The sequence below is a fragment of the Paenibacillus sp. NPDC057886 genome, assembly GCF_042796655.1.
GTDB lineage: Bacteria > Bacillota > Bacilli > Paenibacillales > Paenibacillaceae > Paenibacillus.
This window is the reverse complement of the sequence record NZ_JBHVMZ010000002.1, coordinates 564,378-580,099: the sequence shown is the minus strand read 5'-3', so window position 1 is coordinate 580,099 and position 15,722 is coordinate 564,378. Positions and strand designations below refer to the sequence as shown.

Below are 15,722 nucleotides of genomic sequence, written 5' to 3'. Positions count from 1 at the left end.
GCTGATATTCTGTATAATCTTCCAGGCTGAATAGGAGAGCTGAACTTCATCACAGTAATGGAGGGTTGCGCAATGAGCGAACGGGGATCGGATTTTTACGAAGATGGGGCCAATTTTGAGAAGTATATGGAACGCCGCCAGTGGCAGGAGAATGCCAATGATACGTTGGAGAAGCCTGTAATGCTGGAGTTAATCGGAGACGTTGAGGATAAAAACATATTGGATCTCGGCTGTGGGGATGCGAGGTTCGGAGCAGAACTGTTGGGTCCCGACCACCGTGGTGGTAGTTATACAGGAATTGAAGGCTCAGTGAATATGATTCAGGCTGCCCATGAATCGATAAAGGGTCAGAACGCCCAGATTGAGCAAGCGTATATGGAAGATTGGAGCTATCCTGCGGATACATATGATCTGGTCATATCCAGACTGGCGATTCATTATATTGAGGATGTGGACAGCCTATTTCGCAAGGTATATCACACGTTAAAAGAGAATGGCACATTCGTATTTTCGGTAGAACATCCTGTGATCACGTCGACGTTGCAGCCTTCGGGGGTCCGAACCAACTGGGTTGTCGATCAGTATTTTGTTGAGGGATTTCGGGAGCAGCAATGGCTTGGAGGTACGGTGAAAAAAATGCATCGCTCTATCGAATCCTACTATATGGCATTACAGCAGGCAGGATTTCAAGTACAGCATCTGCGGGAATCGGCGCCTCAGCGTCAATATTTTGTGAACGAGGAGACGTACCTGCGCAGACAGCGGATTCCGTTGTTTTTATTCCTGTCTGCCCGGAAATAGTACACAGAAAACTGTGGATAATTCAAAATATAGCCAAACGGCCCAATAACCTGTCCACATGTGGATAAGATTTTGGGCTGTTTCGACTGTTCTGACTGTGAATAGATAAATTGAACTAAAGAATATTTACACTTGCCACTCCGATGACAGAACAACCTTCCGATCGCTGTTATCCCCAGATTTTTTTGATTCCCTTTTCATAGGGAAAATCCGGGGATAAAGGCGAGGTGTATGCTTCCGATGCAGCTTTCTTACAGAAAGCTTTTAGCTCCGCTTCTTCAGGTTATTTCTGTCCTCTCCGTTATCGTGTAAATGTTTAGTTCAATTTATATAGATATCAAAAATTATGTTTCCGATGCTCTTACATAGACACGTTCTCCATGCCGATCCACATCCACAGGGGATTCAAAAAAGTTACTCAGTACGTCTCTATTCATCAACTCACTGGTTAATCCGCTATTTACGATCTCGCCCCGCCGGAGCAACAGGCTGTGACTGAACACAGGCAATATTTCCTCCGTATGATGAGTCACGTAGATGAGCGAAGGGGTATCTGGCTTCTGCGTCAGCTCACTGATACTTTCAAGCAGCCGTTCTCTGGAGAACAGATCGAGCCCATTGCAGGGTTCGTCCAGAATGAGTACACGCGGGTTAGCCATCAGGGCTCGGGCAATGAGCAGCTTCTGCTTCTCCCCCTGAGAGCAGGTACGGTATTCGCGATCCCACAGATGCTGACAGCCGAGTGTATGCATCAATTCTCGTGCCTGATCCAGATCCTCGTCTGACAGTTTATCGTAAAGTCCGATTGTGGCGTGTTTGCCGCTGATCACGACATACTGGGTGCGGTCGGTGCCATACAATTTCTCCTGAAGGGAGGAGCTGACCCAGCCAATCGACTTCCGCAGCTCACGCAAATCTACATCCCCGTAACGGTGTCCGAGCACAGATATCGTACCTTCTGTCGGCCAGAGATATCCGGTGATCATGTTCAGGAGTGTGGTTTTACCGGAACCATTCAGGCCAAGCAATGCCCAATGTTCGCCTTCGTTTACACGCCAGCTGACATCGTTCAGCAGGGTGATCGGTCCCCTTTTCCAGGTAACATGCTGTACATCAATGATCATGGATTATTCCTTCCTTCTGTTTAGCCTCTGTCTCCATTATCCTGACCTTATTGTAGTCACAAAACGATTGACGTTTCAATGTATATTAGGCGTTTCTTGGCCGATCTCGGCGCAGGAATACAGCACACACCCCGAGCAGCGGCAAAAAAGAACATAGCTTGATGACGAATGAAATGCTGGTCACATCAATCAGGGAGCCGAGCACAACCGATCCGAGTCCCGCCATGCCGAACGACAGGCCGAAGAATAATCCCGATACCGTCCCGATATGACGCGGCAGCAATTCCTGTGCGTACACAATGATGACACTGAAGCCGGACATCAGAATCAAACCGATCATGCCGCATAATACCATGGATAGAGCAGGTCCCGCATAAGGCAGCAACAGTGAAAATGGTGCAGTACCCGCGATCGAGAACCAGATCATCGGTTTCTGTCCATAACGGTCAGCCAGTGGGCCGCCGAGCAAGGTTCCAACCATACCCGCAAATTGCAGAACGAACAGGCAGATCTGTGCCTGCGAAAGAGGCAGGTTATACGCATCGGCATAGTAGAATGCATAGTATCCGGTCATACCGGCAATATATACGAATTTGGAAAACAGCAGCAGGATGAGGATCCCCATTGTAAAAGCGATAAATCCCCGACTTACAGGCTGGACCGCAGGCTGCACAATGCCGTTTGCTTGTACGGGCCGTTGCTGATGGCTGCGATTATCTGCCAATTTGTCTCTGTACCAACGGCTAACGGAAGATTGGATAACGATCCCGATCAGGGCAAAAGCCATGAGCCACAGAAAACTAAGCTGTCCATGCGGGAGCAGGATAAAGGCAACCAGCAACGGGGCGAGAGCCTGACCTGTGTTGCCACCGACCTGGAAGATGGACTGTGCCATTCCGCGTCCACGACCAGCCGCCAGATGGGCGACGCGTGATGATTCGGGATGCAGGATGGATGAGCCTATGCCAATCAATGCTGCGGAGACAAGCAGCATCCATAACTCGGAAGACAAGGCAAAGCCGAGAACACCGATCAAGGAGAATAACATGCCGCCGGGCAGCAGGATCGGCATCGGCTTGCGATCAGACATATAACCGACCAGCGGCTGTAGGACCGATGCGGTAATATTTAATGTGAAGGCAATCCAGCCCATCTGGGCGAAACTGAGCTGCATGGTTTGCTGGAACAGCGGAAAAGCAGACGGAACAACAGTCTGCATCGCATCATTCAGCAGATGGGCGAAGCTGACTCCGGCAAGCGCCCAATTGGCGGAGTGATTGATTTGCATTTTGCTTACAGCGGCTTGTGCCACGGGAGATCACCTCGAATTATTTTTTTACCATGATAAAAGATACAGACAGATATTGTCTTTGTGAAAAGTGCTTGGAAAGTGAGCACGATTTGCTATAATGTCAGCAGGTGAGGAAACGATGGAATTAAACATGATGCTGAATGGATTGGAATTGTGGAAGGCTTCTGGCGGATTCGCCAATGAACCCCATGTGCATGATGACTGGTATCAGGTTACGTTGCCTGTAAGAGGACAATGCCATCTGGTGCAGGAACAGCAGGCTTATCCACTGCAAGCAGGACTGGGAATTATTGCGCATCCCCGGATGGAGCACTTTTTCGAGATTGGTTCGGATTCCGCGGTTATCGTTATCAAGTTTCGTAATCCGCCAGTTGGCGGCTTGGAGGATCCAGGGAGGCAAGGGGCGCAGACCGAATTTCGGACCACACAAACCTTCGATCCTGCTGAAATTAGCAGACTGTTTCGAGGCTGGAACGCCATTTTGCTGGACGATGCGCCGGAACCATTGCAGATACAGGAAACGGAGCTTGCGGTAGAGACATATCTTGGACGGATGCTGACTGGTCAACACAATGGGAGTAACCTTACGATGGCAACCGCAGGATTAGGTGTGTCGGAGAGCGTGGGATCTGCTGACCAGGTATGCGGGCAGCTTCAGAATTTGCTCCAGCGAACAAGCAGCAGCGGCGGCGCGTTCATAGACCCCCATCTGCGGCGCGTGCTGGAGTATATACACAGTGACTATACAAGTCCAATGGACATTGAATCCATGGCGGCGGTTGCGCACCAGAGCAGATATCATTTTATGCGTTCCTTTAAGGCACTGACAGGTTCAACGCCGTATCAGTACGTGCTGAATTTGCGTGTGGAGGAAGCGACCCGACGACTGCGTCTTACGACAGATTCGGTGACCACCATCAGCTATAGGCTGGGATTCTCCAATGTCAGTCAGTTCTACAGAGCGTTTCAGCGCGTGACGGGTGTAACACCGATGGAGTATCGGAACCAGATGTAGAATCCGAAGAGGCTGAAGCCACAGGTATACATTTCAAAAATAGAACAATCCTGCGCTGCGCCAGAACGCTGGTGGAGACAGGACAAAAGCCGGGCAGAACGGGAGAAATACGTTCATTGCCCTTTTTTCTCGCCTTTTTTGCCCACTAACAGGTCTTCCTGACCGGCAAAAGTATGCAGATATCTTCGCAGGCAAACACTGATTTTTGTTGTTGCCAAACCAGATGGACTTTGCTAAGATGGGAAAAATAGTTTGTGTAAGCGTATACATTCAGGGTAAAATTACAACGTTGTAATTATGGTTTTATGTTTTGATTTTCTTCTTCATTCGTTTCTTACTTGTCGTAATGTCCGATTTTAAAAGGAATTAAATGGATTTTGTGTTTAAGGGGATGACTTCCATTAAGAATGGTGTGGCATGTTTATGTTCAGAAATTCAAACGTTGTAATTTCGATTCGAAGGGGAGTGCTATGAAGTGAAAAGTCGCATGTCCACGCTGTTCAGCCTGATCAAACGGGATAAGTATTTGCTGCTGATGTTCTCACCCATTTTTCTGTATTACGTCATCTTCATGTATGTTCCCATGCCGGGTATGCTGCTGGCTTTCCGTAATTTCATGCCTGGGCAGGGAATGTTCAGCGGGGAATGGGTGGGCCTAAGGTGGTTTGATCAGTTCGTGAATTCGATCTACTTCTGGAGGCTGCTGCGCAACACGTTTTTGCTCGCCTTTCTGCCACTCTTGTTCGGCTTCTCCATTCCCATTCTGTTCGCCGTCTGTATTGTAGAGATCAAGAATCAGACGTTCAAGCGGTTCGCCCAGACCGTCACCTACCTTCCGCATTTCATCTCTACCGTCGTTGTCGCGGGCATGATTATTAACTTCCTGTCACCCACGGACGGGATCGTGAACACCCTGATTGCCAAGCTCGGTATGGAGAAAGTGAACTTCATGATGGACGCCGGATGGTTTCGAACGATATTCACCAGCTCCGATATCTGGCAGAGCTTTGGCTTCAGCTCCATCATCTACATTGCAGCCATTATGGGCATTGACCCCGAAATGTACGATTCCGGCAAAATTGACGGCGTCAACAAATTCCAGGAGCTATGGCACCTGACACTTCCCAGTATCAAACCAACGATTGTCATCCTGCTGCTCTTGTCGCTTGGCGGCATTATGAGCGTAGGCTTCGAGAAAGTATATCTGCTCTATAACGGAGCTACCTATGAGACCGCAGACGTGTTATCCACCTACGTGTACCGGATGGGGATTGAAGGACAGAACTACGGATTTGCGACAGCCGTTGGCCTGTTCAACTCCATTATCACCTTTGTGCTTGTGTTCGCGGCCAATACGATGACCCGGCGCCTGACCAAGATGTCACTCTGGTAAGACCATATCCCGACCCAAAGGAGACCTGTATGCAAAAATCAAGAAGTGACCGGTTATTCTACGGATTTGTCTACCTGCTGACCCTATTGGCAGTCATCGTCACGTTGTATCCTTTCCTGTATGTGATCAGCATTTCATTCAGCTCGGTTGATGCGATCGACAAACAAAAAGTTACGTTGTGGCCGGTAGGATTCACCTTGTCCGGGTACAAAATGGTGCTCCAGTACCGGGAGTTGTGGGTGTCCTTCTACAACACCCTGTGGTACACCGTTATAGGTACACTGCTGAATATTGTAGCTACGTGCCTCGCTGCATTTCCGTTATCCAGACAACAATTTTTCCTGCGCAGAAAGTTGAACTTCTTCATCGCCTTCACCATGTATTTCTCGGGCGGACTCATCCCGGTCTACATGCTGATTACGTCACTGGGTCTATATAACACCCGCTGGGTGATGGTGCTTCCTGTGTTGGTCATTACGTTTAACGTCATGATCTGCCGCTCAGCCTTCGAGGGCATTCCGAATGAAATCTTCGAAAGTGCAAGTATAGACGGGGCCAATGAACTGACGATGCTTTATCGCCTGGCGATACCCATCATCAAGCCAACGCTTGCCGTGCTGACGTTATATTACGCCGTATTCCACTGGAACAACTTCTTCTCAGCCCTGCTATATCTGGGCAAACAGGATATGCAGCCCTTGCAAATGTTCCTGCGCAGGGTGCTGATTATGGCATCACCGGAGGTCATGCAAAAAATGGGCGGCACGATGACCACGGGTGCGCTGGCGGTGTCCACACTTCAGGTTCGGTATGTGTCGATTGTGGTCAGCATTCTGCCAATCGTTACGATCTACCCTTTTATCCAGCGGTACTTCGTCAAGGGGATTACCCTCGGAGCCGTGAAAGGATAGCCTTATTGATCACCATGCATCACCCAAGGTTGTTCATAACAAGGAGGAATAACGGATGATAATCAGAGGGGCCGGAAGAAAAAGTGTTCTCGCGGTGATACTTGCTATCAGTCTCGCCGGATGCAGCAGCAGTACAGGAGCAGGGGGAGATAAGGGCAGTGCTTCACCAAGTTCGGAGCCGACGTTCAACTACACAGGGGCAGGTCCGGTAACCGACCAGAAAGATGCCAAGCTGTCAATTCTCGGGACCAACGCATGGACGACCAATGTGGATCTTTCTACTGCCGAGATTGTGAAGAAAATTGAGAGTAATGCCGGGGTGACAGTCGATTGGGATCTCATTCCGCCGCAGAATTATGCAGATGCGGTGAATCCAAGGCTTGCGGCTGGAACGGGATTGCCGGATATCGTCTATCTGCCGGATCAGGATCAGCTCATGAAATACATTAACAGTGGTCTGTTTATTCCGCTGAATGACCTGGTGGAGAAGTATGGTGTAAATCTCAAAAAAATATACGACAAATCCCCATCCGTCAAAGCCAGTTTAACGACGCCAGATGGTAAAATGTATTATGTTCCGCAGCAAACGCTTACGAAAAACTACATGCCCTTGTTTATGGTGAATGAACGCTGGTTGAAGAAGCTGGGACTGAACGAACCCACGACACTGGATGAGTTCACAGCGATGCTGCGCAAATTCAAGACAGACGACCCGAACGGTAACGGTGAGGCGGATGAAATACCGTTGTCCATGGAATCCAAGTTTGTGCCGATGGCATTTGGTCCTGCTTTTGGTCTTGATCTGTCCAATCAGTTCTATGCCGATGACCAGGGTAAGGTACATTTCAGCTATTATGAGCCTGCCTACAAGGAATATCTGACATACCTGAATGGGCTGTACAAAGAAGGCCTGCTCGGGGTGGACTATGCCAGTACCACGAGTGATCAGGTGACCTCCCGCATCTCGCAGGATGTAACCGGAGCCACGTTTAATTTTAGCTGGTACATGTCGATGGTCTACAGCCCGCTGTTCAAGGATTATGATCCGGCGGAGCCGATCTTCAAAGGCATTCTGCCACTGAAAGGACCGCATGGAGACCAGTTTTATATTGGACGTACACCCGTGAGCGGCATCTTTGGAATCTCCAAGGACAGTCAAAATCCGGAGCTCGCCTTCCGTTTCCTGGATTATGCGGTGAGTGAAGAAGCGCAGACGTATTATACTTGGGGAATCAAGGATGATACGTACACCGAAGAGAATGGCGTGAAGACATTCACGGACAAAGGCAAAGATAATGACTATATCCAGAAACTCGGCATTGGTCCCGTGAATCTGCCGAACATTCAGTCTACAGATTCGGCGGATTCCGTTGTGGCCGAATGGCATGCCAAGCTCGACAAGGAATTGGAGCCTTACATCCACGAACCGTTCCCATTTGTATATGCTCTGCCGGATGAAGCGAATGTAGAGAGCATGTCCATGCCGGATATTACGACGTATGTGGAAGAGATGAACTTCAAATTTATAAGTGGAGATGCCAGTCTGGACCAGTTTGAAAGCTATATTGAGACTTTGAAAAAAATGAACATTGAGCAGGTTATTGCCGGCAGACAGGCGCAATATGACCGGTATAAGGCTGCACAGCAATAAGCTTCCCAAGGGTTGAGAGGTGTTGATTGATTTTGATAACCATTAAGGACATTGCCAAACTGGCGGGAGTAAGCTACAGCACGGTATCCAAGGCGCTCAACGGTGATCCCCGCATCAAACCGGCGACGCGGCAGAAGGTGCTCGCGGTTGCGGAGAAGCATCAATATCGAAAAAACATTATGGCTCAGCAGCTTTCCACCGGCAGAAGCAACATTATTGGCTTTGTTCTTGATGAACTGAGCAATCCGTTGTTCTCGAATATATCGGGCAATCTGCACGCGGAGCTGAAGAAGCGGGGATATCAGATGATTTTGGTCGTCGCGGATGATGGGCTGGATGTTTTTAGCCAGCTTCGCGTAGACGGATGCATTCTGTGGGATTATGCGTTGGACAATCGGGATGCCTTCTGGAAAAAGTTCGCGACACTGAACATGCCATGTTTCGTGCTTGGTACAGATGAGGCCCCGAACTCCCCTTACATCAAGATAGACCGGAAAGAGGGCATATACAAAGCGGTTGAGCATCTGAAGTCACTGGGACATAGCCGAATTGGTTTCATTGGAAACTCCCAAAATATCAAGCTTGAAGGATATCGGGAAGCGTTGCAGCGCACAGGCCTTGATTTTGATCAACGCCATGTGCTACCTGCACATTCCTCCTGGGAGGACGGATATTTTGCTATTCGGAATTATACGTTTGAACCCGATTCGCCAACGGCGTTTATTGGCTTGAACAACCTGGTAACTCGAGGTGCATTGCGGGCTTTGCTGGAAGCTGGCTACAATGTGCCGAATGATATTTCGTTAATCGGTTATGATGATCTGCCGGATATGCAGTATGCCGAGGTGGCATTGACAACCATCGGCCCGCCGCTGGATGAACTGGCCGCACAGGCGGCAGAGTTGATCGTATCGTTGATCCGTGATGAACAGGTGGATTATCCGGTCATCATTCAGCCGAAGCTGAATCATCGCCATTCGACGGCAGTTTGTCGGCAGTAGGTGTTAAGCATTAATGATAAGCTGAGTACAACATTCAAGGTCCAGGGAGGGTTCTTTTATGCAGGTACAGATGCAGTTATCTTGGTCGGAGCGAATAGCGGAGATGATTTGCCAGCAATGTGATGGAGAGGGCTATCATGTATTTCCTTCGGAACGGTGGGCATATGTTCAGGGGATGACGCTAATGGCAATGGCTCGCACCGGCAAGCAATATGGCAAGGACGAGTATGTTTCTTTTATGAAAAGACATATGGATCTGTATATTCAGGAGGACGGTTCCATCGGAACGTATTCCCTGGAAGAGTACAACCTGGATCAGATCAATCAGGGCAAGAACCTGTTCGAGCTGCTGGATACCACAGGGGATCAGCGATACGCTGAAGCTGCGCATCTGCTCGCAGCCCAGCTCGCAGGACAGCCTCGAACGTCGGAGGGGGGATTTTGGCACAAAAAAATCTATCCGTTCCAGATGTGGCTGGATGGATTGTATATGTCATCTCCATTCCTGGCGCAATATGCCAAGACGTTTGACCGGCCTGATCTGTGGGATGAAGTGGCTCATCAGATTTTGCTAATCGAACGCAAGACTCGTGATCCGCGCACAGGTCTGCTCTATCATGGCTGGGATGAATCGAAGGAGCAGGTCTGGGCCGACCCCGTAACCGGATGCTCCGCGCATTTCTGGAGCCGGGCGATGGGCTGGTATGCGATGGCGATCGTGGATAGTCTGGAGCACTTCCCGATTCATCATCCGAAACGGGGCACAATCATTGGCATCTTCGAGCGCATGTGTAATGCCTTGGTACGTGTACAGGAGCAGGAGAGCGGACTCTGGTTCCAGGTGCTGGATCAGGGATTCCGCAAGGGCAATTATCTGGAAGCTTCCGGTTCAAGCATGTTTGTGTACGCCATGGCGAAGGGCGTTCGCTTGCGTTACCTTGAGCCGCATTTCAGGCAGGCGGCAGAGAAGGGATGGCAGGGATTGATGTCCCGATTGGTGGAAGAAACGGAGGAAGGTGTGAAGCTGAACGCGATCTGTCACGGGGCAGGGCTCAGTCTGGATCGGGATGGTTCGTACAGTTATTATGTCGGCGAGCAGATTGTGAGTGACTCGTTCATGGGTGTGGCACCGCTCTTGCTGGCTGCTCTGGAAATGGAGCGATTGCCATGAACAAACCTCTGTCACTTGGATCGGATCTGGATCTATACAGGAATGGTTACCTGGTTGCTGCGGACGGAAGCGGCGATTTTCCCACTATTCAGGCTGCCATTGATGCGATTCCGGCCGACTGCACTGAAAAGTATACGATTTGTATAAAGCCAGGCACCTATATTGAAAAACTGTACATCGAGAAACCGATGGTTCACCTCGTCGGTGCGGGAGCCGATCAGACCATCATCACGTATGATGATTATGCGCTCAAGAAGTTCCCGAACGGGGAGTTGTATCATACCTTTCATTCTTACACGGCCTTTATTGGTGCAGATGACTTTACTGCTGAAGGGCTTTCCTTCGTAAACTCGGCTGGGCCTGGTCGTGAGGTGGGTCAGGCGTTGGCTGTATACGTGGATGGGGATCGGGCAGCCTTCCGGCATTGCCGATTTATAGGCCACCAGGACACGATCTTTACCGGACCGCTGCCCGAGCAGCCGATTGACCGGAGTTTCTTCGGGGGGCCGCGTGACGGGGCGGAGCGGCGGAAGCTGCGCCAATATTATGAGGACTGTTACATTGAGGGCGATGTCGACTTTATTTTTGGCTCGGCTACGGCGGTGTTCCAGGGCTGTGAGATCTTTGCGAAGAATCGCTTGAGCGATGTTGCTGCTGCAGAGGGAGAAGTGAACGGCTGGATTACCGCGGCTTCCACACCAGAGGATGTACGGTATGGCTATGTATTCATTGATTGTGACCTGACCAGCAACGCCCCCGCTCAGTCCGTATATCTGGGCAGACCGTGGCGTAATCATGCCAAAGTCTGCTTCCTGAACTGCTGGATGGGGGCGCATGTGAAGCAGGAGGGCTGGCATAACTGGAACAAGACCGATGCAGAAGCGACGGTTGCGTACTTCGAATATAATAGTGCCGGACCTGGGGCCGGAAGTGTGATGGGGAGAGTTCCATGGGCCAAAATACTCAGTGAGCAGGAAGCGGCCGAATACGCTGTGCCTATTATTTTATCCGGTGAGGATGGGTGGCAGCCTTTCGAAGGTATGTTGTCATTTGAACTAGTCTCCCCGAAGTTAAAATAATTAGCGTGGTATTACATCCGTTACTTTATAAAAAAAATTGGCTGTCTATCAAGTCTCTTAATGGCTTGGTAGATGGCCTTTTTTGTGCGGTATATTACATTTTTCGCCCCCCATAGAAATAATTTATCCCTTATCTCCATTGCATTTTACTGATTAAATACAGGGTGAGGATCTGTAAATTCCCTGTAAAATTTGGATGATGTCTGCAAAAAGAGAAAGCGAGAGGGAAGGTCCATTTTGATAAGGGAAGGGAGTGAAGCGACGCTCATCGTCAGACGGTTTTATAAGCCCTATAGATCGCGGATCACAAGTAAGTGCACCAGTGAAGCTTTGTTTGCAAGGTGAAAATAACCTGAATACAGGAGGGATTTTGCTTGAATCAAGCTGTTCGATTCCGCCCAGTCATTACATTCGCTTTGGCATTTCTTCTGATTATTACGTGGTTTGCACCAAGAGCAGACGCCGCTGCCCAGTGGCAGGCAGGCACCGCATACAAAAAAGGAGATCTAGTAACCTATTTAAATAAAGATTATGAATGTATTCAGCCCCATACGGCTTTGACCGGATGGGAGCCCTCAAATGTGCCCGCGTTGTGGAAATACGTCGGGGAAGGTACTGGAGGGGGGACTCCAACTCCGGATACGACACCACCTTCCGTTCCTGCAGGTTTAACCTCATCCTTCGTCACGGAGACATCGGTCAATCTTACCTGGAACGCATCCACGGACAATGTGGGTGTAACCGGATATGAAGTGTACCGGAACGGTACTCTCGCGGCGAACACTTCAACAACTACGGCTGTAGTAACAGGACTGACAGCCGGCACCACATATGTTTTTACAGTCAAAGCAAAAGATGCGGCAGGCAATCTGTCCGCTGCAAGTACCTCTCTCAGCGTTACAACTTCCACCGGATCTTCGAATCCTGGGCCAAGCGGCAGCAAATGGCTGATCGGATACTGGCACAATTTCGACAATGGCTCTACCAATATTAAACTTCGCAACGTGTCAACAGCCTATGACGTTATTAATGTCTCCTTTGCCGAGCCGATTTCACCCGGCAGTGGAACGCTCGCTTTTACTCCGTATAACGCTACGGTAGAAGAGTTCAAGTCGGACATTGCATACCTTCAAAGCCAAGGGAAAAAGGTACTGATTTCCATGGGAGGAGCCAATGGCACGATTGAGCTCACGGATGCAACCAAGAGACAACAGTTCGAGGATTCCCTAAAATCCATTATTTCGACTTACGGATTCAATGGCCTCGACATCGATCTTGAAGGAAGCTCCCTGTCTTTAAATGCGGGCGATACCGACTTTCGCAGTCCAACGACTCCGAAGATCGTTAACCTGATTAACGGCGTGAAAGCGCTTAAATCACACTTTGGTGCCAATTTCGTCCTGACCGCTGCACCGGAAACGGCCTACGTACAGGGCGGATATCTGAACTATGGTGGTCCTTGGGGGGCGTATCTTCCAGTGATTCATGCCTTGCGCAATGACCTGACCCTGCTTCATGTGCAGCACTATAACACCGGTTCGATGGTGGGGCTGGATGGACGTTCTTACGCTCAAGGGACAGCCGATTTCCATGTCGCCATGGCCGAAATGCTGCTTCAAGGTTTTAACGTAGGCGGAAGCTCAGGTCCATTCTTTAGCCCTCTGCGTCCGGACCAAGTTGCGATTGGCGTACCAGCTTCCCAGCAGGCGGCTGGAGGCGGCTATACGGCGCCAGCTGAGCTGCAAAAGGCATTGAACTATCTGATCAAAGGAGTATCATACGGCGGTTCCTATACCTTGCGCCAGCCTGCGGGCTATGCCGGTCTCAAAGGCATTATGACCTGGTCAATCAACTGGGACGCGTATACGAATAACCAGTTCTCGAACGCACATCGTCCATTCCTGAATGGATTTAGCACGCAAAAGACAGAGGAGGTTGTGTATTAAATGATAAATTTAAATAAACACACTGCTTTTAAGAAGACTGCAAAGTTTTTCCTTGGTCTGTCCCTGCTCTTATCCGTCATCGTTCCTTCCTTTGCGCTCCAACCTGCTACGGCCGAAGCAGCAGATTCTTATAAAATTGTTGGTTACTATCCGTCCTGGGCTGCGTACGGGAGAAACTATAATGTAGCTGACATCGACCCGACCAAAGTGACGCATATCAACTATGCGTTTGCTGATATTTGCTGGAACGGCATTCATGGAAATCCGGACCCTTCGGGACCCAATCCTGTAACCTGGACCTGTCAGAATGAAAAAAGCCAGACGATCAATGTACCGAACGGAACAATCGTGCTCGGCGATCCATGGATCGATACGGGCAAGACATTTGCAGGGGATACGTGGGATCAGCCTATTGCGGGTAATATCAATCAGCTTAACAAGTTGAAACAAACTAATCCTAACCTGAAGACTATTATCTCCGTTGGAGGATGGACGTGGTCCAACCGTTTCTCTGATGTAGCCGCGACTGCTGCAACCCGAGAGGTCTTTGCTAACTCTGCCGTAGACTTCCTGCGGAAGTACAATTTTGATGGGGTAGATCTGGACTGGGAGTACCCAGTATCAGGCGGACTCGATGGTAACAGCAAACGTCCTGAAGATAAGCAAAACTACACATTGCTCTTGAGCAAAATCCGTGAAAAGCTGGATGCAGCGGGAGCTGTGGACGGCAAGAAGTATCTGCTTACGATTGCAAGCGGTGCGTCTGCAACCTATGCTGCCAATACGGAGCTTGCAAAAATTGCTGCCATCGTCGACTGGATTAACATTATGACATACGATTTTAACGGGGCTTGGCAAAAAATCAGCGCACATAATGCGCCATTGAATTATGATCCTGCAGCTTCAACTGCTGGCGTGCCAGATGCCAATACATTTAATGTGGCAGCCGGAGCACAAGGGCACCTGGATGCAGGCGTACCGGCCGCTAAACTCGTGCTTGGTGTTCCATTCTACGGTCGTGGCTGGGATGGATGCGCACAAGCAGGCAACGGCCAGTATCAGACGTGCACGGGTGGTTCTTCCGTTGGAACATGGGAAGCAGGCTCCTTTGACTTCTATGATTTGGAAGCCAATTACATCAACAAAAACGGATACACACGTTACTGGAATGACACGGCCAAAGTGCCATATCTCTATAATGCGTCCAACAAGCGCTTTATCAGTTATGACGATGCGGAGTCCGTTGGATATAAAACGGCTTATATCAAGAGCAAAGGACTCGGCGGAGCGATGTTCTGGGAGCTCAGCGGTGACCGTAACAAAACACTCCAAAACAAACTGAAAGCCGATCTGCCTACCGGAGGTACAGTGCCTCCAGCAGATACGACGGCTCCAAGCGTACCAGGGAATGCCCGTTCGACAGGCGTGACGGCAAACTCGGTGACGCTGGCCTGGAATGCTTCAACGGATAATGTAGGTGTTACCGGTTATAACGTCTATAATGGCGCTAATCTTGCGACATCCGTCACTGGAACGACAGCAATGATCAGCGGACTTACAGCGGGTACTTCATATACCTTCACGGTAAAAGCAAAAGATGCGGCAGGTAATCTGTCTGCAGCCAGTAATGCTGTAACTGTAAGCACAACGGCTCAGCCGGGAGGCGATACGCAAGCACCAACTGCGCCAACGAATCTTGTCTCGACAGGGCAAACTTCCTCCAGCATAACGCTGAGCTGGACGGCATCCACTGACAATGTGGGTGTAACGGGTTATGACGTGTACAACGGAACAGTACTGGCGACATCGGTCACTGGAACGACAGCAACGATCAGTGGGCTTGCGGCCGATACCTCATATACTTTTACGGTAAAAGCAAAGGATGCAGCAGGCAATGTGTCTGCAGCGAGCAACGCTGTGAACGTGAAAACTTCGACAGGAACGACGAATCCTGGCGTATCCGCTTGGCAGGCCAACACAGCTTATACTGCGGGACAACTGGTCACATATAACGGCAAGACGTATAAATGTTTGCAGCCCCACACGTCCTTGACGGGGTGGGAACCATCCAATGTACCAGCATTGTGGCAGCTTCAATAGTTAAAAATTTAATTACAACATTTTTAAGTGAAACGCGCAGTAGACAAGAAAAACCACCGGTCCTTGATCCGGTGGTTTTTCGCTCATATGAATGAAACTCTCGCCGTAGATAGCATCCGGCAGTTTGTCTTGATTGTCCTGATGCGGTCATCAGCACTAGGAATACAGAGCTTTTCAAATTATTGAATTACTTTATTCCTGACGATATTCTGATAATG

The 15,722-nt window shown here is 49.6% G+C and carries 12 protein-coding genes; 10 read left to right on the top strand and 2 right to left on the bottom strand.

Features of this window, described 5'->3' with window-relative positions; all coding sequences use genetic code 11:
• Positions 1-72 precede the first annotated feature (72 nt).
• Positions 73-801 carry a class I SAM-dependent DNA methyltransferase gene (locus ACFVQB_RS09670; RefSeq protein WP_379437559.1) on the top strand — a complete coding sequence of 243 codons (729 nt, stop codon included), beginning with the start codon at positions 73-75 and terminating at the stop codon, positions 799-801.
• 344 nt (positions 802-1,145) lie between these two features.
• On the opposite strand, the gene ACFVQB_RS09665 is transcribed toward ACFVQB_RS09670, so the two are convergent.
• Together ACFVQB_RS09665 and ACFVQB_RS09660 are read right to left on the bottom strand one after the other, a co-directional pair.
• On the bottom strand, positions 1,146-1,925 hold the full coding sequence (locus ACFVQB_RS09665; protein WP_379437557.1) for an ABC transporter ATP-binding protein: 780 nt from the start codon (positions 1,923-1,925) through the stop codon (positions 1,146-1,148).
• An 85-nt stretch (positions 1,926-2,010) separates the two neighbouring features.
• Positions 2,011-3,237: an MFS transporter gene (locus ACFVQB_RS09660; protein WP_379437554.1), complete on the bottom strand. Its 1,227-nt coding sequence runs from the start codon at positions 3,235-3,237 to the stop codon at positions 2,011-2,013.
• A gap of 118 nt (positions 3,238-3,355) precedes the next feature.
• On the opposite strand from ACFVQB_RS09660, the gene ACFVQB_RS09655 reads away from it, so the two are divergent.
• The 9 genes from ACFVQB_RS09655 to ACFVQB_RS09615 all read left to right on the top strand — a co-directional run bounded on the left by ACFVQB_RS09655 (position 3,356) and on the right by ACFVQB_RS09615 (position 15,504).
• The gene (locus ACFVQB_RS09655; protein WP_379437551.1) at positions 3,356-4,252 is read left to right on the top strand and encodes a helix-turn-helix domain-containing protein; all 897 of its coding nucleotides are present in this window, start codon (positions 3,356-3,358) and stop codon (positions 4,250-4,252) included.
• Positions 4,253-4,727: 475 nt separating this feature from the next.
• Positions 4,728-5,645, top strand: coding sequence for an ABC transporter permease (locus tag ACFVQB_RS09650; RefSeq protein ID WP_379437548.1), 918 nt, complete (start codon positions 4,728-4,730; stop codon positions 5,643-5,645).
• 29 nt (positions 5,646-5,674) lie between these two features.
• Positions 5,675-6,556, top strand: a complete 882-nt coding sequence (locus tag ACFVQB_RS09645) for a carbohydrate ABC transporter permease (protein ID WP_379437546.1) — start codon at positions 5,675-5,677, stop codon at positions 6,554-6,556.
• Between the two features lie 55 nt (positions 6,557-6,611).
• Positions 6,612-8,207, top strand: coding sequence for an extracellular solute-binding protein (locus ACFVQB_RS09640; RefSeq protein ID WP_379437543.1), 1,596 nt, complete (start codon positions 6,612-6,614; stop codon positions 8,205-8,207).
• Between the two features lie 32 nt (positions 8,208-8,239).
• The gene (locus ACFVQB_RS09635) at positions 8,240-9,208 is read left to right on the top strand and encodes a LacI family DNA-binding transcriptional regulator (RefSeq protein ID WP_379437541.1); all 969 of its coding nucleotides are present in this window, start codon (positions 8,240-8,242) and stop codon (positions 9,206-9,208) included.
• Between the two features lie 58 nt (positions 9,209-9,266).
• Positions 9,267-10,379, top strand: coding sequence for a glycoside hydrolase family 88/105 protein (locus ACFVQB_RS09630; protein ID WP_379437538.1), 1,113 nt, complete (start codon positions 9,267-9,269; stop codon positions 10,377-10,379).
• Entirely contained in the window at positions 10,376-11,458 is a 1,083-nt protein-coding gene (locus ACFVQB_RS09625; RefSeq protein WP_379437535.1) for a pectinesterase family protein, read from the top strand. The genes ACFVQB_RS09630 and ACFVQB_RS09625 overlap by 4 nt, the downstream gene beginning before the upstream one ends.
• 374 nt (positions 11,459-11,832) lie before the next feature.
• Entirely contained in the window at positions 11,833-13,404 is a 1,572-nt protein-coding gene (locus tag ACFVQB_RS09620; protein ID WP_379437533.1) for a chitinase, read from the top strand.
• Positions 13,405-15,504, top strand: a complete 2,100-nt coding sequence (locus ACFVQB_RS09615) for a glycosyl hydrolase family 18 protein (RefSeq protein WP_379437530.1) — start codon at positions 13,405-13,407, stop codon at positions 15,502-15,504. It abuts the gene before it with no gap.
• The last annotated feature ends 218 nt before the right edge of the window (positions 15,505-15,722 follow it).